A 21,599-nucleotide genomic window follows, 5' to 3' on the forward strand; every position below is an offset into this window, starting at 1 on the left:
CATGTGGGGCATCGTTCCGGCCGCGGGCCGCGGTAGCCGCATCCAGCCGCTCGCCTTCTCAAAGGAATTGCTTCCGGTCGGAAGCCGCAGCGACGGCGGCACGGACCGCCCCTGTGCGGTATCGGAATATCTGCTGGAACGCCTGATCCTCGGTGGTGCGGACAAGATTTGTTTCGTGATCTCCCCCGGAAAATCCGACATCCTCGAGTATTTCGGGGATCACTATGGCAACGCCCAGCTCGCCTATGTCGTGCAGCCCGACGCGTCGGGGCTGTGCGATGCCGTGTTCAGGGCGAGCACGGTCGTCGGCCATGACGAAGACGTCATTGTCGGACTTCCGGATACCGTATGGTTCCCCCAGGCGGCCCTGCAGGCGCTGCCTGCCGCCGACCTGTCGTTTCTGCTGTTTCCGGTCGAACATCCCGAATTCTTTGACGCGGTCGTGCTTGAGGGCGAGCAGGTGACTGAGATCCAGGTGAAGCAGCCTGGTGCGACGTCGAAATGGATATGGGGCGCCTTCAAGATGTCCGCGAACGGATTTCGCGAGCTCCAGTCGCTCTGGACGAAGCGCGACCGCCGGGATGAATATTTCGGGACGCTCGTCAATGCATACATCGGAGCCGGCGGCCGGGGACTCGGGGTCAAGGCTGGCGAGGCCTATGTCGACGTCGGCACCATCGACGGCTACCGGACGGCAATGGCGTTGCTCGCGGAAAGCTCCGCCGGGAACGGCCGCTCTCGATTGCTGGCCGGCGGTTCGGCCGAGGCAACCCGTTCACCCCCCGCAATGAACAATGGAGTGACCGCATGAGCAGAGGCGCCCTCTCCCGCGAGGAAATCCGCCAGCGCATCGATGCACTCGGGCCATGGTTTCACAATCTGGACCTGAAGGGCGTGCCGACAGCGCCTTCACACTTTCTCGGCGACTATCCCAACGTGAAATGGCGACGCTTCTCCGGGATCATCGCGGACCGTCTCGAAGGCAAGACCGTGCTCGATATCGGCTGCAATGCCGGCTTCTACGCCATGGAGATGAAGCGGCGGGGCGCCGAGCGCGTACTCGGCCTGGATACCGACGACGAATATCTCGAGCAAGCCCGCTTCGCCGCCGAGGTGAACGGATTGAAGATCGAATTCCGCAAGATGTCAGCCTATGACGTCGGACAGCTGCGCGAAAAATTCGACCTCGTGATCTTCATGGGCGTGCTCTACCATCTGCGCCATCCCCTGCTCGCGCTGGACCTGATCCACGAGCACGTGGCGGGCGATCTCCTGCTGTTCCAATCGATGCTGCGCGGCGACGGCCGCGTCGATGCGATCGACAGGAATTACGATTTCTGGACCACAGATCAGTTCGATTCGCCGGGTTATCCAAAGCTGCACTTCATCGAGAACAAATATGCGGACGATCCCACCAATTGGTGGGTGCCGAACCGCGCCTGCGTCGAAGCCATGCTGCGCAGTGCCGGTTTCTCCATCGCCGCTCATCCGGAAGACGAAGTGTATCTTTGCAAGCGGACGGCAAGTCCGCAGACGGAAGGTCCGGTCTCTCCGTCGCGGGAGACGGACCGATGATCGAGGCCGCCAAGATCTGGAACGAGCCCAACAACAAGTCGCATTGGGACATTCTGAACGACCCGGACTGGGCGATGTTCGCCGGCCTGGCGCTCGCTGCCGGAAAGGCCATCCGCAGCGCGCATCCTACACTGCCGCGCGTGCTCGGCGGTATATCGCCGATCGATCCGTCCTTCATCCGCAGCATGCAAGCACGTGGTGTGCTCGATCAGGTCGATGCGGTGGCCGTGCACGGCTTTCCGCTGGACTGGAACCTGTGGCAGATCGACGAGTGGCCTGCCAAGCTCGAGGAGATCAAGGCGGTCACCTCGCTGCCGGTCTGGGTGACGGAGGTGGGAGTCTCGTCTTTCGGCGCCGAGGAGGTGCAGGCTTGGGGACTGACCCGGACCGCAGAATTATTGACCGGCCGTGCGCCGCGGATTCACTGGTACAGCCTTTACGATCTTCCGTCCCATTGGGAAGCGACCACCCGGCACAAGGAAGCTGAAGGCTCCTCCTATTATCGGCATTTCCACATGGGCCTGCTGCGCGAGGACGGCACGCCCAAAGCCTCGGCGGAGCTGTTCGAAAAATATGCGCCTGCGATGGGCCTGTGCCAGTGGTTTCATTTCGAGGACCACCGCCTCGATGATGCCGTCCGCTGGATGCGCAGGCTGGGCGTGCAGCATCTCAGGACCGGCCTGTCCTGGGCCGACAGCTTCCGTCCCAACGCGCTCGACTGGTTCGACCGGCAGATGGATGCGCTGGCCGAGTTCCAGGTCACGGTGACCTTCTGCTTCACGCCGGAGCACCGGGGTATCGAGCCTCATCACACCAGCCCGCCGCTCGACGTGAGCGAGTTCGCGGATTTCTGCGCGCAAATGGTCGAACGGTATTGTGCGAGAACGGGGCTTGTGTCCGCCGCAGCATCTTCGCATGCGACCATCCGGGAGCCGACATGCGTGCCCTGATCCTGGTACTGGACTCCGTTGGGATCGGCGCTGCGCCTGATGCCGCCCGCTATGGCGACGAGGGTGCCGACACCATCGGCCACATTGCCGAGATGTGCTTCGCAGGCAGGGCCGATGGGCCACAGCGGGAGGGACCGCTTCAGCTCCCCAATCTGGTTGCGCTAGGCCTTGGCCAGGCCTGCCGTCTCGCCACCGGGCGCGTCCCGGCCGGGCTGACTGGCTCTCCGGAGCATTCGCGATTTGGGTGCGCCAGCGAGATATCGAAGGGCAAGGACACGCCATCCGGCCATTGGGAGATTGCCGGTGTGCCGGTGCCGTTCGACTGGGGCTATTTTCCCAGAACTAGGCCGTGCTTCCCGCGCGACCTGATGGAGCGTCTGTGCGAACAGGCTCGATTGCCCGGCATCCTCGGAAACTGTCACGCCTCCGGCATCGAGATCATCGCTGAACTCGGCGAGCGTCACATCAGAACCGGCGAACCGATCTGCTACACATCGGCCGACAGCGTGTTTCAGATCGCTGCGCATGAGGAGACGTTCGGGCTCGAACGCCTCCATGATATCTGCCGCGTTGCCCGCCGGCTGGTCGATCCCCTGAACATCGGGCGCGTCATCGCGCGGCCGTTCATCGGCACGTCAGCCGGCAACTTCAAGCGAACCTCCCACCGTCGGGATTTTTCTGTTCCTCCCCCGGCGCGAACCATTCTCGATCTCGCCGAAGGCGCGCAACGCGACGTCGTCACCATCGGCAAGATCGACGACATCTTCGCCCATCGCGGGACAGGGCGGAACATGCGTGGCGATGGCAACGAAGCGCTGTTCGATGCCACGCTTGATGGGCTGGCCTCTCTTGCAGAGGGCGGGATGTTGTTCGCCAATTTCATCGATTTCGACACGCTGTACGGCCATCGCCGTGACGTCGCCGGCTATGCAGCGGCGCTCGAGGCCTTCGATGCGCGCGTTCCAGAGCTGCTAAACCGCCTGCGCGACGATGATCTCCTGATCATCACGGCCGACCATGGTTGCGACCCGACCTGGAGCGGCACCGATCATACGCGGGAGCAAGTGCCGATTTTGGCGTGGAGCGCGCGATCGACTTCTCCGATCGGCGGGCGCGCCGGCTTTGCGGATATCGGCGCGACGGCCGCAAAACATCTCGAACTGCCGGCGCCGCTTCACGGCCTGCATTTCTAACCACAGCGTGCGCCGATTCACCTGGGTTATTGATCCAGGTTAGAGAAATTTTCGTTTGTAGGTTTCGAGGGAACGAACATTCCTTGCACCGCTTCTACTCCCAAATGTGACTGGCGCGTCGGTCGCCCGACCAAGCAGCAGAGCGCGCTTCCATTCTCATCAGCGATCGATCCGCAGGATCGGTCTCACGGCGGCACGGAGCGGTGAATGACGCGAGTATTGATCACTGGAGGCGCGGGATTCATCGGCTCACATGCGGCCGACGTGCTGCTGGCGGCCGGCTATGAGGTCAGGATTTTCGATAACCTCTCACCGCAGGTCCACGGCAGCAACCGCCAGCGTCCCGCCTATCTCGCCGGAGATGCGGAGTTCAGTGTCGGCGACGTCACCGACGCTCTCGCGATCGAGCATGCATTGCGCGGCACCGACATGGTCCTGCATCTCGCTTCCGCCGTCGGCGTGGGCCAGAGCATGTATGACATCGAACACTATGTCAGGATCAACGAGCTCGGCACCGCCGTGCTGTTGCAGGCGCTGTCAAAGCGGCCGGTCGAGCGGCTGGTGGTGGCGTCATCCATGAGCATTTATGGCGAGGGCCTCTACCGAAGCGGCGATCAGAGCGTCATCGCCTGCGAGGAACGAACGATCGAGCAGCTTCGCCGCGGTAATTGGGAGCTGCGCGATACAGCCGGCCACCCGCTCGATCCCGTGCCCACGCCGGAGACAAAGCAGCCCTCGCTCAGCTCGATCTACGCTCTCAACAAATATGCACAGGAGCGCATGTGCCTGATTACCGGCAAAGCCTATGGCATTCCCACGGTGGCGCTGCGTTTCTTCAACGTGTTCGGTCCGCGTCAAGCCTTGTCTAATCCCTATACCGGCGTACTCGCGATCTTTGCCGCACGGCTGCTCAACGGCCGGCCACCCCTCGTCTTTGAAGACGGCCGGCAGCGGCGCGACTTCGTCCATGTGCACGATGTCGCCCGCGCCTGCCGCTTGGCGCTCGAGGCCGATCGCACCCAAGACGTCTTCAACATCGGCTCGGGCCAGAGCCGCACCATCCTGTCCGTCGCGGAGGATCTGGCGGAGGTCATGGGACGCCGTGGCATCGCACCGGAGATCACCCGAAAATATCGCGCCGGCGATATCCGACACTGCTTTGCCGACATCGGAAAATCGCGCGACCTTCTCGGCTTCGAGCCGCACGTCGCGTTTAAGGACGGGCTCCAGGAGCTCGCGGAGTATCTCGCCGACCAGATCGCCGACGATCAGGCAGAGCGGGCCACCAGCGAGCTGCTGCAACGAGGATTGGTCGCGTGATGAGTGAACAAGACAAGCGACCCGTCCTGATCACTGGCGGCTGCGGCTTCATCGGCTGCAACCTTGCCGACCGGCTTGCGGAGCGCGGCGATCACGTGCTGGTGCTGGATAATCTCGCCCGCGCCGGCGTGCGCGAGAACGCGCAGTGGCTCAAGTCCCGGCATGGCGACCGGGTCACGATCACCGTTGCTGACATCCGCGAGCCGATCCCGGTGATCGACGCCGTACGTGAAGCCCGTGCCGTCCTGCACCTGGCCGCCCAGGTCGCCGTGACCGACAGCGTCAGCGATCCGGCCTCCGATTTCGAGATCAACGCGCGCGGCACGTTGAACGTGCTCGAAGCCGTTCGCCTGCACAACAGCGCCGCGCCCGTCGTTTTCGCCTCGACCAACAAGGTCTACGGGCGCTTGATCGACGACAGTGATATCGTGCTCACCGGCCGCCGCTACACGCCGAGAAGCGATCTGCTGGCCGGCGGAGTCTCGGAAAATGCGCCGCTGGATTTCTACAGCCCCTATGGATGCTCCAAGGGAACGGCGGATCAATACGTCCACGACTATGCCCGGGTCTACGGCCTCCAGACCGTGGTGATGCGCATGAGCTGCATCTATGGGCCGCGGCAATTCGGCACCGAGGATCAGGGCTGGATCGCCCATTTCCTGCTGAGCGCCATCCGCGGCAATGAGCTGACGATCTATGGCGACGGCAACCAGGTCCGCGACGCGCTTCACGTGTCGGATGCGGCCTCTGCCTGGCTCGCCGTGCTCGACCGCATCGCGCTCGCCCGTGGACGCGTGTTCAATCTCGGTGGCGGCCCGGCCAATGCGGTCAGCTTGCTGGAGTTGGTCGACCGCATCACCAATTTGACCGGCCGCAAGGTCACATACCGCTTCGCCGATTGGCGGCCCGGCGACCAGCCCTGGTACGTCACCGATACGCGGGCCCTGTCCACCGCGCTCGGCTGGACTCCTCAGACGTCTCTCGCGGATGGCCTCCGTTCGCTTCACGCCTGGCTGGACGGCCGCTTCGGATCGTCACACGGCAACCGCGAGGCGCTTGCATGACGAGCGTTGCCCTTATCAACCCGAACTGGGATTTTGGTGGCAGCATCTATTTCGGCTGCCGGTCCCCTCACCTTCCGCTCGAGCTCGGAATCTCCGAGCACTACCTGAAGGTGGCGGGGCATAGGACGCTGCTGCTCGACGCGCATATGTTCGACCTGTCGCTCCGGGAGATCGAGGCCGAGCTGCGCGCGTTCGCTCCCGACCAGATTGTCATCACGACGGCACCGACCTATTTGTTCTGGCGCTGCGCGCCCCCCGAGCTGCGCGTTCCGCAGGAGCTTGCGCGGTCGGTACGCGACCTTGCGCCGGTCCTGATCGCGGTCGGGCCTCATGGTTCGACGACGCCGAGAACGGCCCTGAGAAAACTCGGCGTTAATATCGTCGTGATGGGCGAGTGCGAGACATCCTTGCTGCGTCTTGCCAATGGCGAGCGGGACTTTCCCGGCCTGTGCCTCGAGGACGGCACGTCGATTCGCGTCAATGGCGGTCCGCAGGCCGTGGACTTCAAGGACCAGCCGGCGCTGCGCTGGCCGGATGAGATGATCCGGCGCCACCATCATCACCATCACCGCTTCGAGGCGGAGCCGACCGCAGCTGGAGCTGAGGTCGAGGCCTCGCGCGGCTGCCCGTATAACTGCACGTTCTGCGCCAAGGAGAATTTCCGTAACGCGTATCGCAGGCGGCCGCCTTCCGTCGTGCTCGACGAGATCGACCGCATGCGCGACCAAGGCATCGAATATGTTTACTTCGTCGACGAGATCTTCCTTCCAAACAGTGAACTGCTGGAAGGGCTGGCCACGCGCGGCCTGAAATTCGGCGTGCAGACGCGCATCGACCTTTGGAAGCCCGACATGCTCGCGCTGCTTGGCCGCGCCGGCTGTGTCTCGATCGAAGCCGGCATCGAGAGCCTGACCGTGGAGGGCCGCGCCGCGCTCGCCAAGAATTGCAAGATGACGACGGATCAGCTTGCCGCACGGCTGGTCGAAGCCCGCCGGCATGTTCCCTTCGTGCAGGCCAATCTGATCGAGGTCCCCGAGGACGACGATCCCGTCGTGCAGCGCTGGCGCCGCACAATGCAGGACGCAGGCGTCTGGGCCAACGATCCGGTTCCGCTCTATCCCTACCCGGGCTCACCAGATTACCGGAAGCTGTGGGGCGAGCCGGATGATTTCGCCTGGGAGCGCGCGCATCGGCACTATCTCGCGATGTTCGATCAGTTCAGCGACGTGCAGAACGATCGCCCGGTCCCGCTCGCCGACCTCGAGCTCCAGGTGGCGTCATGAGCCGCAGCCCGAACTTCAGGGTCCTGATGACGACCGACACCGTCGGCGGTGTCTGGACCTATTCCTGCGCGCTCGGATCCCACCTTGCGGCCTCGGGCGCCGATGTCAGCCTCGTGACCATGGGTCCGCGCGCACGGGCCGAGCAGCGCGAGATGCTGCGTGGTTCCCGGGTGCGCCTGATCGAAACGGACCTCGCGCTCGAATGGCAGGATCCGGAAGGGCAAGACCTTTCTCATGCGCAGGGCATCCTCACGAGCCTCGAAGCCCGGTTCAGGCCCGACGTCATTCACCTCAATAGTTTTCGGGAGGCCACCTTTGCCTGGCGCGCGCCGATGGTTCTCGTCGCACATTCCTGCGTCAACTCCTGGGCCCTGGCTTGCCGGGACACGGCCTGGCTCGACGAGCCCAGATGGCGCAGCTACACCGAACGGGTCGCGGCCGCACTCGACATGGCTCAGGCCTGGGTGTGCCCCAGCCAGTCCTTTCACGACAGCATCGCGGAGATTTACCGGCCTCAATCGGCCGGCGTCGTCATCTGGAACGGGATCGCACCCAAGGGCTTCGCCGCGCGAAAACAGGACCTGATTTTCGCGGCAGGGCGGCTCTGGGACCGCGCCAAGAACATCGAAGTTCTGACGGCCGCCGCGCCTGGGCTGGATTGGCCCGTTCAGATCGCGGGTCCGGCGGATTCCTGCCCCTCCGATGCTGTCACATGGCTGGGGCAATTGCCGCACGAGGCCATACAGGGGCGCTTACAGCACGCGGCGATCTTCGTCAGTCCTGCCCTGTATGAACCGTTCGGGCTCTCCGTCCTGGAAGCAGCGAACGCGGGGTGCGCGCTGGTTTTGTCCGATATCCCGACGTTCCGGGAATTGTGGAGTGGAGCCGCGCTGTTCGTCGACCCCACCGACAGCAAGGCGCTGCACCGAACGCTCGCAAATCTGTGCGCCGACATTCGCGAGCGGGTGCGGCTGCAACGTGCCGCCCATGAGCAGTCCCTCACCTATTCGCTGACCAGGACGACGAGCGCCTATCTCAGGCTGTACGAGGGGCTGCTCTCATCCCATCACGCAGCCGCGCCTGCGAGCCAGATCGAGGTGCGCGCATGAAATGCGTCCTGTTCTACCACGCGTTCACCTCCTGCTGGAACAACGGCAACGCTCACTTCCTGCGCGGTTATGCCCGCGAACTCCACGCGCTCGGTCACGAGGTCGTCGTGTTCGAGCCGATCGACGGCTGGAGCCGGTTGAACGCGATCCGCGAGGGCGGCAGTCCGGCGATGCAGGGCATTCCGGCGCTCTTTCCCGGCATCGATATCCGGCGTTACGACGCGTGTCTCGATTTCGAAGAGGCACTCCACGGCGCCGATCTTGTCGTCGTCCACGAATGGAATGCGCCCGATCTGATCGCGGAAATCGGCCATAAGCGGGCGCACGGTGCTCCCTTTACCCTGCTGTTCCACGACACCCATCACCGCGCCGTCAGCGCGCCCGACGAACTTGCGCAATTCGACCTCGACGGGTTCGACGGCGTGCTCGCCTTCGGCGAAGTGCTTCGTCAGATCTATCTGAAGCTCGGCTGGGCCGACCGGGCCTTCACCTGGCACGAGGCGGCCGACATTGCTCTTTACCGCCCGCTGCCGCATATCGAGCGCACGGATGATGTCGTTTGGATCGGCAACTGGGGCGACGGCGAGCGCAGCGTCGAACTCAACGAATTTCTGGTCGAACCTGTCGCCGAGCTGAAGCTGCGCGCGAGCGTCTATGGCGTCCGCTATTCGGACGCGGCACTCCATACCATTCAGGCGGCAGGTATCCGGCACGGCGGGTGGCTGCCGGCGCACTGCGCGCCCGCCGCGTTTGCCGGCGCACGCGCGACCGTCCACGTGCCGCGCGGCCCCTATGTACGATCGCTCCCGGGCATTCCCACCATTCGCGTGTTCGAGGCGTTGGCTTGCGGCATCCCCCTGGTCTCGGCGCCCTGGTCGGACGCGGAAGGTCTATTCCCGGAAGGCGCTTATCTCGGCGCCGCCGACGGCACCGAAATGAAGCGCGCTCTTCGTGCGCTCCTCGACGACCGGGAGCTGTGGTCCGCAACGGTGCAGACCGGCCTCCGGGCAATCAGGGAACGTCATACCTGCCGCCATCGCGCCGAGCAACTTGTCGGCATCGTGGAGAACATCCGCGCCACAGGCCTGTCACAGCCCCTGCGATACATCGGAGCCTCCGCATGAAGATCTGCTTCTTCGGATCGAGCCTCGTCTCGTCCTACTGGAACGGCGCCGCGACCTATTATCGCGGCATGCTGAAGGAGATTGCGGCTCTCGGGCACGACATCACCTTCTTCGAGCCCGATGCCTTCGAGCGCCAGGCCCATCGCGACATCGACGATCCAAACTGGGCCAAGGTTGTCGTCTACCCGGCGACGCCGGATGGCTGGCGCGGCTCGCTCGAGACGGCCGCGCGATCGGCCGACATGCTGATCAAAGCGAGCGGCGTCGGCGTTTTCGATCAGGAGCTGGAGAACGCGGTCGCCGACATTCCGTCAAAAGCAACACGCATCTATTGGGACGTCGATGCCCCCGCCACGCTCGAGGCGATGGTGGCCAATCCGGATCATCACCTGCGGCGGGCGATCTCGTCCTACCACATGGTTTTGACCTACGGCGGCGGCGATGGTGTCGTAGCTGCCTACCGCGCCATAGGCGCGCGGGATTGCGTACCGATCTACAATGCGCTCGATCCGGCCACGCACTTTCCATCGCCGCCAAATCCGCGCTTTGCATGCGATCTCAGCCTCTTGGCAAACCGCCTGCCGGATCGCGAGCAACGCGTCGAACGGTTCTTCCTCGACGTTGCACGTCAACTGCCCAGCAAGACGTTCGTCCTCGGCGGTTCCGGCTGGGAGGCCAAGGAAACGCCGGTCAATTTAAACAAAGTCGGACATGTCGGGACCGGCGACCACAACGCGTTCTTCGGCTCCGGTCTTGCCACGCTGAACGTCAATCGCGACAGCATGGCGCGCTACGGTTTCTCGCCGCCGACGCGCGTGTTCGAGGCGATCGGGGCCGGCGCCTGCCTGATCACCGACCAGTGGGAGGGCATCGATCATTTTCTCGAGCCGGGCCGCGAGGTGCTGGTGGCCGCGAGCGGGGCGGAGGTCGCAGAGCATCTCACCACACTGCACCCCGAGCGGGCTCAGGCGATCGCGGGGCGCGCCCGTACCCGTATCCTGAGCCACCACACCTACCGGCAACGCGCGCGCCAGTTCAACGATCTCTTCGTCACAAGAAGTTCGCGAGTCGAGGCAGCAGAATGAACCTCTCCATCGTCGTCATCGGTCTTTCGGTCACTTCGTCCTGGGGCAACGGTCACGCCACGACCTACCGCGCCCTGATCGAGGCCCTGGCGCGACGAGGTCACTGTGTCACGTTCCTGGAACGCGACGTGCCATGGTACCGCGATCATCGCGATCTCACCAAGCCTTCCGCGTGGAACGTCGAGCTCTATCAATCCCTGAAAGACATTCCGCGCCGTTTCGGCACGTTGATCCGGGATGCCGATCTGGTCGTCATCGGCTCCTATGTTCCCGACGGCATCGCGCTCTCCGAATGGATCACGGCCCACGCTCGGGGGCTCACCGCCTTCTACGACATCGATACGCCGGTCACGCTTGCGAAGCTCGATCAGGGCCTGGACTATCTTTCCGCGGCGATGATCCCGCGCTTCGACCTCTATCTGTCCTTTGCCGGCGGTCCGGTGCCCGACATGATCGAGGAGAGCTATGGCAGCCCGCTCGCGCGGGTTCTGTATTGCAGTGCGGACATTAATATCTACGCACCACAACGTGCGGAGCAGAAATGGGCACTCGGCTATCTCGGAACCTACAGCGAGGACCGGCAACCCGTTCTTGAGCAGTTGCTGCTCTCCCCCGCTCGCACACTGTCATTCGAGCAATTCGTTGTTGCCGGCGCGCAATATCCCGCTGAGGTGGCCTGGCCTGCCAATGTTACCCGGATCGAGCACCTCACGCCCGAGCATCATCCGAAGTTTTACGCAGAGCAACGCTTTACGCTGAACGCCACCCGCGCCGACATGCGCGCGCTCGGTTTCTCGCCGAGTGTGAGGCTGTTCGAAGCCGCCGCGTGCGGCACTCCCGTCATCTCGGACTGGTGGCCCGGAATCGAGACCATCTTTGAGCCCTCGCGGGAAATCCTGCTCGCGTCGAAGCCGCGCGACGTCGTCGAAATCCTGCGCGACATGTCGGAAGACCGTCGGCGCGCGATAGCGGAAAGCGCGCGGCGGCGGATCCTCGCCGATCACACCTCCGACCATCGCGCCCGCCAACTCGAGACGTACTACACCGAGGCATCCGATCGGCGCCGCCGCAAAACCGCGCGGCTCCCCGCATCGCGTCCCTTGCAGGTCGCAGAAATCTGAAAGGTAGCGCCCATGACGCTTCAGACCCGCATCCAGTCCTCCCGCCGCTCCCCGAGGGTCCTGATCGCCGGCGGCGCCGGCTTCATCGGATCCCACCTCTGCGACGCACTTCTGCAACGCGGCCACACGGTGATCTGTCTCGACAACCTGTTTACAGGAACTCTCAGCAACATCCGGCCGCTGCTCAATCATCCGAATTTCCGCTTCATCGAGCACGACGTGCGCGATCCGGCCGAGATTGAAGACGATATCGACCGGATCTACAGCCTCGCCTGCCCGGCGTCGCCTCGGCATTATCAGAAGGATCCGGTCGGCACGATGAAGACGTGTGTGCTCGGCACCATCAACATGCTCGAGCTCGCGCGCCGCAAAGGCGCGCGGGTGCTGCAGGCGTCCACAAGCGAGGTCTACGGCGATCCCGAGGTCCATCCCCAGCCGGAATGCTATCTCGGCAACGTCAACCCGATCGGGCCCCGAGCCTGCTATGACGAGGGCAAGCGCGCCGCGGAGACCTTGATGTTCGATTATCATCGTATGTACGGGGTCGAGATCAAGGTCGCGCGCATCTTTAACACCTACGGCCCGCGCATGCTGGAGAACGACGGGCGCGTCGTCTCCAACTTCATCGTGCAGGCACTTCGCGGCGAGCCGATCACGATCTATGGAGGCGGCACGCAGACCAGAAGCTTCTGCTTCGTCGATGATCTCGTGCGCGGCCTCCAGCTCCTCATGGAGAGTCCATCGTCAGTCACCGGGCCCTGCAACCTTGGCAATCCGCACGAGGTCACGATCGAGGCGATTGCCCGCGACGTGCTGGCGTATACGGAATCCGCCTCCCCGCTCCGGTTCGAGGAGCTGCCGAAAGACGATCCGAAGCGGCGCAAGCCTGTCATTGACACGGCCGTGAAGGTGTTGGGATGGCGCCCGCGCGTGGCGCTCAAGGATGGTCTGCGGGCGACCATCGCGTATTTCGCACTGCGCATAGCCGGGGAAGCGCCGGCGCTTGTTCCAGCCATTGCACCGAGGAACGGACGTGCCACTGCACGCGGCCGATTGACGATAGCCGATCAGCGGTGATCTAGCCACCGGACGAGGACCCCATTCGCTCCTCTGCGAGGATATTTTACGCCGTGGATCCGGTTTGTCTGGCCTTCCTCGACCATCCCGTGCTGATCGCCGGCGACGCCCTCATCACCACGCGGCAGGAGTCCGTTTAGGCCACGGTGAAGCAGACGCCGAAATGCACGGACCACCTCGCCGAAAGATTCGAGAAAGTTGCCGAGCATTCGCAATATCAGCGCTGACAGGCCGTGTCGTCGTGGATCGATGACCGCTTCCGAAGAACAGAAGAGCGGCCAACGCGGATAGGAACGGTCTGTACCGCACGTGATTGTCCATCATCGAAACTTGAGGGAGCAACAACATGCGTAAGACAGTCTTGACGATCTTCATGGCCGCAATGCTTGCGGGCGCTTCAATCGGCGCAGCGTTTGCGCAAGGTGCTGGCGGCGCGGGTGGTGGCGCAGGCGGTGCAGCAGGCGGCGCGGGCGCTGGTGCCGGCGGCGCAGGTGGCGGTAGCGCCGGTGCCGGCGGTGCTGGAGCCGGCGGCTCAGGCGACGGAGGCGGAGCCGGAGCTGGTGGCGGCGGCGGCATCACGCATGTCGAGCGGGGCGGACAAGGTGCCTCCAGTCCTCGAGGCATGCGCAACGAGACGACTCCGCCTTCCAATGGCAACACGCCGCGTCGCTAGCCGTTTCACGGTTCGCAGTCTGCGAGAGCGCGCCCTTCCCTGCTGCGCGCATAAGAGCGGCCTCGGCGAGATCCTCTCCTTGCCGGGGCCGCATCGTTTGAACGCGCAACGCGGCGCCGCCCTGCCGATCTGAGATCGTATCTGAAGTTAGTTGCCGCTCAGGGCTCATTTGTTGGGGATGCCGGACCCATTCGAACCTGTTGTGACGCTCGGAGCATTGTCGGGACTCGTGGTGGTGGTCTGGTGGCCGACATCCTTCCCATTGTAGAAGAAGACGGCTGCGACGATTGCTATGACGAAAATTGCACCGAGCATCCAGGCTACAGGGCTGTTCTGTCGTGCCGCGCTGGTCTTGTCGTTGTCTTGATGCGTCATGCTGCTCTCCCGTGACGTTTCAAAAACCCGGGCTCGCGAGGGACGTTCCTATTATCCTCCTGGTGCTGGCGCCCGCGCCTCCTCCGTTTCGCTTGTCGACAGCGTGGCTTGCTCGCGCTCTTGCGGCTGACCGGCCTGGTCAATCGCTAATCTTCCCTCGCCCGGTGTAAGGCGGCCATCAGTTTCGCCTTCTGCTTGGCCCAACGCCCGTCTTCGGCTTGCGCCCGCACCTCGGCTGCAGTTCGCTCGGCTTCGATGGCCCCGGTTTTGGCGTCGTGCTCCCGTTCAGCTTTCTCAAGCGCCCCTTGCACCTTTGCGATCGCCCTCTCTCGCTGCTCGCGCTCTCGGGCGGCTGAGGCCTCCTCGCGCCGGCGTTGGGCATGGCGCCGCACCTGCTCCTTCTCGTAAGTCGCGGCGGCCTTCCGCGTCGCCTCTTCCCCGATCCTGGCAGGCGATCGCTTGTTCGGCTTTGCCCGTCTCTGCTGCCCATCCTTGATTTCGTCGGCCGCCGAGTCTGCGGGCAAGCCCGACCGCTCGGCAAAGCGCCCGTGCGACCCCGCCGGCCGCTTGAGCACCACCCCCGGCTTCGCCATGGTCGCGGCGACGACCGCCGGATCGTCCGTCTCTCTGGCGAAGCCCTGGTGAAACAGATTGCTTCCGGCGCCCCAGGCCTCCAGCGCAGCCTTCATCGAGGGCGCCGCGATCGCGAGATCGTAGAAGCCAAGCGAGGTCTGGAATGTCTTCAGCTTTCGCGGCATGACGTCTCTGATATCCATGCTGGCTCTCCCGTGCCGGCACCCTCTATGCCCAACCCCTATACTGGCGTCCTCCAGGCTCAAGCACTGGGGTGCTGTTGGTGGCCACGGAGAACGACATCGTTCAGGCCTTCGACGCAGCCATCGGCACGGAATTGTGGAGACGCGTGGTCGGGCGTCCAGTCCCGAGTTCGTCACTGCCATGCGGAAATATCGATCCGCTCGGGATTACCGGCACCCCGGCTATCGACATGGCTTTTCCTCAGAGCTTTTTTCGCGTCTCCACGGGCGCATTGAGATGCCGCCGAGGAGCGAAGTGAGATCGACAATCCCCACGCTCTTCCAGCGTTGCAATCACGTCGCCTGCCATCACCATGATAGGCGATGCCGGTCAGCGCGCATACAACTGCGCTGCGAAATGCATATTCGCTCGACTGTCGAGTGAGATCATCGCATCATTCGCGGCGCAGCGGCGTTCTTGCGTCGTCTGCGCGCGATGCTGATCAACGCAACTGCGTGACGATCGTTGCAAGGCGGAAAACAGCGAACCGGGAGCGGTTGGCCGAGGCATTCAAGCCAGCTTGCAGGCGCAGTTCCGCCCAAGACGTTGCATGCGGAAGCAGAGAGGAGCTACAACATGATCCAACACCATCCCGAGGAACGATCCACCGGGTTGATCGACGGGATTCTTGCAGCGAGCATGGGCACGCCGCCGCCGCGAGATCCTGATGATGAGGACGAGGACGAAGAGGAAGAAGACGAACAGGACGATGCCGACGAGCCGCCGGTCGTGCGCGAGCCGGACGAGGACTAGGCTGGCCGCGCCTGCGGCGGATGATCAGGAAGCCGAACCCGAGCGAGGAGGTGCCCCCTCGAGGCGTCAGCCGACATGCTTTGCCGGAGAAAAGGCGTAAAACGACCCAGCTCTTCTCCGGCGCGAGTCCGCGCCAGTTATTGCGAATTCTACTGCATCGACCGGAAATAGTGTTCGGCGTGCTGGAGATAGTTCTCTGCGGCAATCCGGTCGCCTGCCAGGGCTTCCGCGCGAGCCAGCGCCAGATAACGTGCATAGTTCCTTTGCGCGTTTTGTGGAACACGCTGTTGGCTGGAACCCGTTGCCTTTCGGACCTGCGATGTTCGCGGCCTCAATTTGCTCTTCCAAGGTGGACGCGGCTGTGCTGCCACGTGTTTGCGTTCAGATAGTGATTTCATGTCAGTCCGTTTGGTTACGGCGGTGGGAAGCTGTGCGATCCTGGTTAGAGGATGTGTGCAACAGCGGTCGGCGACTACACTGCAACTGCGCGGTGGTTCGGCCCGATGATGGACCGAAAACCTTCACGATTTGGGATTTGTGACCCAATCTGTCGCCGAACGGTTGATCCGCCTAGCAGATATATGGGGGCCAGGTCGCCGATTTTCAATTTGATGGAAGCAGTCAATTCGCCTCCAACGCATCAAATGTATCGAGCAACCCCGGCGCGCCGATAAAATGGGAACGACCACGCCGGCCGCGAGTTGCCGCGACAGAGCAAGTAACTTTGAAAAGGGAGAAATCCTTCAAAAAGTGAACGCTCAAGCCCCGCCATTCCTCAATGGATGGCGGGGTCCTTTTGCGTATCAGGGGCGGTCTGGTTCGTTCCATATTCCGGCTGCTCCTTTGAACAGCCCAGCTTCGCGGAGAGGCTATCTTGGCTTGGCGGTTGGAGAACTGGACTGGTCGGGACGCCGGCCCGCGGTCACGCGCAAGCGAGTCTCGCGGCCCTGCCGCAGCACGGTGAGTTCTGTCGAGGAGCCGGGCGCCATTGCGTGGATCTTTTTGGTCAGTTCGCTGGCGCTCTTGATCGGCTCGGCTCCCGCTGAGGCGATCACGTCCCCGCTTTTCAGGCCGGTCTTGGCGGACGGACCGTTCTCTTCGACGCCGACGACTATGGCGCCGCGGGGATCATGCATGGCAAGGCTCTCGGCGATGTCAGGGGTGACCGATTGAACCTCGGCGCCGATCCATCCGCGCGTGACGCTGCCCTTGTCCTTGAGCTGGGGTATCACCGTCTTGACCGTGTCGGCAGGAACAGCGAAAGCAACGCGCGCCGAGCCCGTCCCGGGTGAAAGGATCATGCTGTTGACGCCGACGACCTCGCCTTGGGTATTGAAGCTCGGACCGCCGGAATCGCCTTGGTTGATCGGCGCGTCGATCTGGAGGAAATCCTGCGATGAACCGGCATCGAGACTGCGCTCCCGCGCTGAGACGATACCAGCCATGACTGAGCCCCCCAGCCCGAACGAATTGCCAACGGCAAGCACCCAATCACCGACCCGCGGCAACTGATCGGAGAGTCTGACATAAGCGAAGTCGCTGCGTCCCTCGACCTTGATCAACGCCAGATCGCTCAACGAGTCCTTTCCGATGACCTTTGCCGAGTAGGCTTTGTTGTCGCTTGTGCGGATCTCAGCCGTGTCGGCGTCTTCCACGATGTGGCTGTTGGTCACGGCATAGCCATCTGGCGAGATGAAGAAGCCCGAACCTACCGAGATCAACTCGAACCCGGGTCCTTGTCCCTGTTCAGGTGCACCCGGTCTGTCGTTTTTGGGGTCGCGCCGTCGGTTCGGGAACGCTTCGCCCGTCGCGCCAGTTTTAGCGCTGATCGCAATCACAGCCGGCGCAACCTTCTCGGCGAGATCGGCGAAGTCGGCGGGTCCCCCACTATATCCATCAACCTGATGCGGCAATGCGGTGGACCCGGCCTCGAGATCCGCCTGTGCCTGCGCCGGGTTGACGATTATCAGAGTCGCGAAGATGACGGTTCCACTGAGCATGAGGCGCCGACACCAATTAAGATCTACATGAACCATCGCCGCTTCCATAAGCATGTTCCCGCGCGACACGTCATCGACCGCCGCTCGCGCCTGATCAAACCCAACGAGATGATCGTTCCGACAGTTCCTGAAGTGCGCCGGCTCATTACTCACGCTTAATGAAACCGCCGCCGACGAAATTAATTGTCGTTGCGCAGGCTCTTTCTGTTGTTCTCAATCTGGAAAAGGCAATGAACGAACGTCTCATGGAACGCGACGACTCCTCTTCCGCGGTCCGCTCCGGCTTCCATCCCTTGATTTACAAGGCCGCCATTGCGCTCGTCGCTCTCTTCGTCATCGCGGCGTGGGTGGCCTTTGATCGGCAGAGCGATATCGAGCTCCCTCTCGCCATACTAAGTGTTCTTCTGTTCGTTGCGGTGTTCCTTCCCTACCTGCTTTGGAGAAGGTGTTCCTTCCCTACCTGCTTTGGAGAATCTGGCGCACGAGTCAGGCACAACCGCCAACCCTGAAGACCAACAGAGGCTTTTGGAAATGGGCCGAGGGGTCAATGAAAGTCGGGCAAAGCGAACTTGGGAGCAGGGATGCTGCAATCGACATGTTGTTGCCGCTGGCGGCGGTGGCCTTCGGGCTGGTCGCGCTGGGCCTCGCGTTTGCTCTGAGCTGAGTGCGGACGATCGCATTCCAGCTTGTTCCATTCAGCGCTCGATCGTTCCCGTCCGACGGATCTTCTTCTGCAGGAGGGTCACGCCGTAAAGCAGCGCCTCCGCCGTCGGCGGACAACCGGGGACGTAGATGTCCACCGGAACGATGCGATCGCATCCGCGAGTGACCGAATAGGAATAGTGATAGTAGCCGCCGCCGTTGGCGCAGGACCCCATCGAGATCACATATCGTGGCTCCGGCATCTGGTCGTAGATCTTCCGCAGCGCCGGCGCCATTTTGTTGCACAGCGCGCCGGCGATGATCATGATGCTCGATCAGCTTGGGCCAGACTCTGCGGTTCCGCCCGGCCTGCCGCTGGGAACACTTGGCGAATCGCAACCTTAAGCAGCCACCTGGGCGAGCCTCTTCTTGAGGCCTCGCTTCACAATTGACGCTCGCCTTCGGACGCAACACTCGGCGCCCACGCGTGCTGGTCAGGCCGCCAGCTGCATGACCTTTTCCACAATCGACCGACGCGAGATTCCACATCTGTCGAGCAGTTCGCTTTTCGTGCCGGAGCGCGGCAGTTGCGCTATTCCGAGGCGATGTACCGGAGCCGTCGAGCCGACCGCGGCCGACACCGCATCACCCAGTCCGCCGTCGATCGCATGGTCCTCGACAACAAGCATCTGCCGAGTGTCCCGCGCTGCTGCAGACAATGTTGCCGCATCGATAGGCTTCACCGAGTAGGCATCGATCAGGCGGATCGAGATTCCGCGCCCATCGAGCATCTCGGAAGCGGCTAACGCCTCATGGACCGTAATACCTGCCGCAACCACAGTGAGCCGATCGTGCAATGACGAGCGCAGCACTTTGCTGCCGCCGATCGGGAACTCCTCGGCGTTGGGATAGATCACCGGCGTCTTCGGCCGCGTCGTCCGGATGTAGACGATCCCGTTTGTGCGCGCCGCCGTTACGGTCAGCCGCTCGGCGCTCACCGCGTCGGCCGGGTACACGACCGTGCTGTCGATCAGCGCGCGGAACATCGCGAGGTCCTCAAGGCCCATCTGCGACGGACCGTCCTCGCCGATCGAAACGCCGGCGTGGCTTCCACACAGGACGAGATGGTCCGGCCGCGAATACTGCGCCATGCGTATGAAGTCGTAGGCGCGCGTGAGGAAACACGCGAAGGTCGCCGCATAGGGAATCTTGCCCGCCGCCGCGAGGCCCAGCGCAATGCCGACCATGTTCTGTTCGGCGATGAAACTCTCGAAGAAGCGTTCCGGGTACTGCTCCGCGAATGCCCCGACCCCCGTGGAATTCTTCACATCGCCGTCAAGCGCGACCACTGCCGGATCCACGCCGCCAAGTCTTTCGAGCGCGCGCCCGAACGCCTCGCGGGTGGGCACCTCATCGCCCAATCGATACGCGGGCGCGGAAGGTGCGATCTCTGCCCGCTGCGGGGTCCCCGTTTGCCCGACCCGGCGTGCCTCGACCGTCAGCGCGGGCGCCGCATCACCCAATTCCTCGATCGCCCGTGACATCTGTTCGCGATCGAGCGGCTTGCCGTGCCATCCATCCGCTCCTTCGAGGAACGAAACTCCCTTTCCCTTGACGGTGCGCGCCAGGATCGCCGTCGGACCACCGTCATGCGCGGCGCGAAATGCTGCGAGGATCGCCGCCATGTCATGACCGTCGATCTCGATGGTGCGCCAGCCGAAGCTCGCGAACCGGCGTGCGAACACCGCGCTATCGTGGTGATAGGGCGCCGCCTCGCTCTGGCCGAGACCGTTGACGTCGATGATCGCCGTCACGTTCGCAAGGCCATTGAGCGAGGCAAACTGCGCGGCCTCCCAGACCGAGCCTTCCGAGCATTCGCCGTCGCCGAGCAGGCAGAATACGCGGGCATCGATACGGTCGAGCCGGTTCGCGGCCGCGAGCCCGTTGGCGGCTGCAAGCCCTTGTCCGAGCGATCCGGTCGCGATCTTGACCCAGGGATTGAGCGGGGTCGGATGGCCTTCCAGCGTGCTGTCGATCCGGCGCAGCGACAACGGGTCCTCGGCGATAGCGCCTGCCTCATGCAGTGCGGCCCAGAGGATTGGCGCCGCATGCCCCTTCGACAGAACCAACGTGTCGACGTTGCGCGCGCCCGGATCATTCGGATCCCATCGCATCTCGCGGAAGAACAGCGCGGCCACGATGTCGGCGCATGACATGCAGGAGGTCGGATGACCCGAGCCCGCTTCGGTGGTCATGCGGATCACCAATCGCCGCAGCCGCCGGGCTTCTGCTCGCAAGACATCCACGTCGTGGAAGGCCGTGGCGCGCTCACCTTTCGCGGCGAGCCCCTTCAGCAACGAATCGTAAGGATCGATGAATTTCTGGACCGCATCGTTCTCGAGCTGGGCGGCGACAACATCGAATGAGATTCCGATTCGCTCCAGGTCGGCCATCACGCGTCGCGCATCCGGGACATCCTGCTCGACCGTCGCTTGCACGGTGCCGTGGTTCTGGAACGCTGCGATCGTCTTGCGTGGCATCGTATTGATGGTCATTGAGCCGATCAACGGCTCGACATACATAAGGTCCGGATAGTCCGGATTCTTCGTGCTGGTGCTCGCCCACAGCATTCGCTGCACGCGGGCGCCCTTCTCGGCGAGCGTGATCCAGCGATTGCTCGTCAGGATGTGGCTGAAGGCCTGGTAAGCGAGCTTGGCATTGGCAATCGCGACCTTGCCCAGAACTGTACGCGGATCAGGATCAGGAGCTGGGCGGTCGGGTATGATGCGCTGCCGCAACAGGCGATCGACTAGAACATCGATGCGGCTGAGGAAGAAACTTGCGACCGATGCGATGCGATTGATTGAGCGGCCGGCTTCAAGCCGCCGCTCAAGCGCGCGCAGGTAGGCTTCGGCCACCGCCTCGTAGCGGGCGATCGAGAACAGAAGCGTGATGTTGACGTTGATGCCCTCGAACAGAAGCTGCTCGATGGCAGGAACACCCGCCGGGGTGCCCGGAATCTTGATGAACAGGTTGGGCCGGTCCACCAGAGCCCACAACCGGCGCGCTTCCTCGATCGAAGCCCCCGTGTCATGAGCAAGGTGAGGCGACACCTCGAGGCTGACAAAGCCGTCGACACCGTCGGTCCCCTCGTACACCGGGCGCAGGATGTCGCAGGCGTCCCCTACGTCCGCGCTAATCAGTTCTTCATAGATTCCTGCCGGGGAACGACCGGCCGCGGCCGCGCGGCCGATGTCCTCATTATAATCCGCGCTCTCCGCGACCGCCTTCGCGAAGATGGCAGGGTTCGATGTGATGCCACGCAGCCCTTCCTCGCGGACGCGCCGTGCCAAGTCGCCGCTGCTGATCATCCGTCGCGTGAGATCGTCCACCCAGCAGCTCTGGCTCTGAACCAATAGTTCGACTGTCCGGTTCATAT

At 63.3% G+C, this 21,599-nt stretch carries 20 protein-coding genes and 1 pseudogene; 15 read left to right on the forward strand and 6 right to left on the reverse strand.

Features of this window, described 5'->3' with window-relative positions; translation table 11 throughout:
- Position 1: 1 nt before the first annotated feature.
- From IVA80_RS31045 to IVA80_RS31105, 13 genes are all read left to right on the forward strand, one after another.
- Complete coding sequence (locus tag IVA80_RS31045; protein ID WP_247438606.1) at positions 2 to 811, forward strand: sugar phosphate nucleotidyltransferase; 810 nt, start codon at positions 2 to 4, stop codon at positions 809 to 811.
- Positions 808 to 1,575, forward strand: a complete 768-nt coding sequence (locus IVA80_RS31050) for a TIGR04290 family methyltransferase (protein WP_247438608.1) — start codon at positions 808 to 810, stop codon at positions 1,573 to 1,575. Before IVA80_RS31045 ends, IVA80_RS31050 begins: the two co-directional genes overlap by 4 nt.
- Positions 1,572 to 2,525: a beta-xylosidase gene (locus IVA80_RS31055; protein ID WP_247438610.1), complete on the forward strand. Its 954-nt coding sequence runs from the start codon at positions 1,572 to 1,574 to the stop codon at positions 2,523 to 2,525. Before IVA80_RS31050 ends, IVA80_RS31055 begins: the two co-directional genes overlap by 4 nt.
- On the forward strand, positions 2,513 to 3,718 hold the full coding sequence (locus IVA80_RS31060) for a phosphopentomutase (RefSeq protein ID WP_247438611.1): 1,206 nt from the start codon (positions 2,513 to 2,515) through the stop codon (positions 3,716 to 3,718). Before IVA80_RS31055 ends, IVA80_RS31060 begins: the two co-directional genes overlap by 13 nt.
- A gap of 207 nt (positions 3,719 to 3,925) precedes the next feature.
- A complete protein-coding gene (locus tag IVA80_RS31065) occupies positions 3,926 to 5,038 on the forward strand; it encodes an NAD-dependent epimerase/dehydratase family protein (protein ID WP_247438613.1) in 1,113 nt (370 codons plus the stop codon).
- Positions 5,038 to 6,102 (forward strand): GDP-mannose 4,6-dehydratase, encoded by a 1,065-nt coding sequence (locus IVA80_RS31070; protein WP_247438615.1) that lies wholly within the window; start codon positions 5,038 to 5,040, stop codon positions 6,100 to 6,102. Before IVA80_RS31065 ends, IVA80_RS31070 begins: the two co-directional genes overlap by 1 nt.
- On the forward strand, positions 6,099 to 7,385 hold the full coding sequence (locus tag IVA80_RS31075) for a TIGR04295 family B12-binding domain-containing radical SAM protein (protein ID WP_247438618.1): 1,287 nt from the start codon (positions 6,099 to 6,101) through the stop codon (positions 7,383 to 7,385). Before IVA80_RS31070 ends, IVA80_RS31075 begins: the two co-directional genes overlap by 4 nt.
- Positions 7,382 to 8,494, forward strand: a complete 1,113-nt coding sequence (locus IVA80_RS31080; protein ID WP_247438620.1) for a glycosyltransferase family 4 protein — start codon at positions 7,382 to 7,384, stop codon at positions 8,492 to 8,494. Before IVA80_RS31075 ends, IVA80_RS31080 begins: the two co-directional genes overlap by 4 nt.
- Positions 8,491 to 9,618: a glycosyltransferase gene (locus tag IVA80_RS31085; RefSeq protein WP_247438621.1), complete on the forward strand. Its 1,128-nt coding sequence runs from the start codon at positions 8,491 to 8,493 to the stop codon at positions 9,616 to 9,618. The genes IVA80_RS31080 and IVA80_RS31085 overlap by 4 nt, the downstream gene beginning before the upstream one ends.
- Positions 9,615 to 10,703 (forward strand): glycosyltransferase, encoded by a 1,089-nt coding sequence (locus tag IVA80_RS31090; RefSeq protein WP_247438623.1) that lies wholly within the window; start codon positions 9,615 to 9,617, stop codon positions 10,701 to 10,703. Before IVA80_RS31085 ends, IVA80_RS31090 begins: the two co-directional genes overlap by 4 nt.
- Positions 10,700 to 11,824, forward strand: a complete 1,125-nt coding sequence (locus tag IVA80_RS31095) for a glycosyltransferase (RefSeq protein WP_247438624.1) — start codon at positions 10,700 to 10,702, stop codon at positions 11,822 to 11,824. The genes IVA80_RS31090 and IVA80_RS31095 overlap by 4 nt, the downstream gene beginning before the upstream one ends.
- 12 nt (positions 11,825 to 11,836) lie before the next feature.
- Positions 11,837 to 12,901: a UDP-glucuronic acid decarboxylase family protein gene (locus IVA80_RS31100; protein WP_247438626.1), complete on the forward strand. Its 1,065-nt coding sequence runs from the start codon at positions 11,837 to 11,839 to the stop codon at positions 12,899 to 12,901.
- A gap of 413 nt (positions 12,902 to 13,314) precedes the next feature.
- Complete coding sequence (locus IVA80_RS31105; protein WP_247438628.1) at positions 13,315 to 13,707, forward strand: hypothetical protein; 393 nt, start codon at positions 13,315 to 13,317, stop codon at positions 13,705 to 13,707.
- 32 nt (positions 13,708 to 13,739) lie between these two features.
- On the opposite strand, the gene IVA80_RS31110 is transcribed toward IVA80_RS31105, so the two are convergent.
- Positions 13,740 to 13,949 carry a hypothetical protein gene (locus IVA80_RS31110; protein WP_247438630.1) on the reverse strand — a complete coding sequence of 70 codons (210 nt, stop codon included), beginning with the start codon at positions 13,947 to 13,949 and terminating at the stop codon, positions 13,740 to 13,742.
- A gap of 146 nt (positions 13,950 to 14,095) precedes the next feature.
- Complete coding sequence (locus tag IVA80_RS31115) at positions 14,096 to 14,725, reverse strand: cell envelope biogenesis protein TolA (RefSeq protein ID WP_247438632.1); 630 nt, start codon at positions 14,723 to 14,725, stop codon at positions 14,096 to 14,098.
- A gap of 616 nt (positions 14,726 to 15,341) precedes the next feature.
- Between IVA80_RS31115 and IVA80_RS31120 the strand changes: the two genes are divergently transcribed.
- On the forward strand, positions 15,342 to 15,518 hold the full coding sequence (locus tag IVA80_RS31120; protein WP_247438634.1) for a hypothetical protein: 177 nt from the start codon (positions 15,342 to 15,344) through the stop codon (positions 15,516 to 15,518).
- Positions 15,519 to 15,667: 149 nt separating this feature from the next.
- Here the strand turns inward: IVA80_RS31120 and IVA80_RS31125 are convergent, their stop codons facing one another.
- Positions 15,668 to 15,916: a DUF4167 domain-containing protein gene (locus IVA80_RS31125; protein WP_247438636.1), complete on the reverse strand. Its 249-nt coding sequence runs from the start codon at positions 15,914 to 15,916 to the stop codon at positions 15,668 to 15,670.
- A 471-nt stretch (positions 15,917 to 16,387) separates the two neighbouring features.
- Complete coding sequence (locus IVA80_RS31130) at positions 16,388 to 17,566, reverse strand: trypsin-like peptidase domain-containing protein (protein ID WP_247438637.1); 1,179 nt, start codon at positions 17,564 to 17,566, stop codon at positions 16,388 to 16,390.
- Between the two features lie 182 nt (positions 17,567 to 17,748).
- On the opposite strand from IVA80_RS31130, the gene IVA80_RS31135 reads away from it, so the two are divergent.
- Positions 17,749 to 18,027 carry a hypothetical protein gene (locus IVA80_RS31135; RefSeq protein WP_247438638.1) on the forward strand — a complete coding sequence of 93 codons (279 nt, stop codon included), beginning with the start codon at positions 17,749 to 17,751 and terminating at the stop codon, positions 18,025 to 18,027.
- Between the two features lie 186 nt (positions 18,028 to 18,213).
- Here the strand turns inward: IVA80_RS31135 and nuoB are convergent.
- Both nuoB and IVA80_RS31145 read right to left on the reverse strand, forming a co-directional pair.
- A pseudogene (gene nuoB, locus IVA80_RS31140) lies at positions 18,214 to 18,489 on the reverse strand (NADH-quinone oxidoreductase subunit NuoB); the annotation flags it as partial.
- Positions 18,490 to 18,654: 165 nt separating this feature from the next.
- Positions 18,655 to 21,597, reverse strand: a complete 2,943-nt coding sequence (locus tag IVA80_RS31145; protein ID WP_247438650.1) for a transketolase — start codon at positions 21,595 to 21,597, stop codon at positions 18,655 to 18,657.
- Between the last annotated feature and the right edge of the window lie 2 nt (positions 21,598 to 21,599).

Origin of the sequence: Bradyrhizobium sp. 139 (genome assembly GCF_023074175.1) — a bacterium.
Lineage (GTDB): Bacteria > Pseudomonadota > Alphaproteobacteria > Rhizobiales > Xanthobacteraceae > Bradyrhizobium.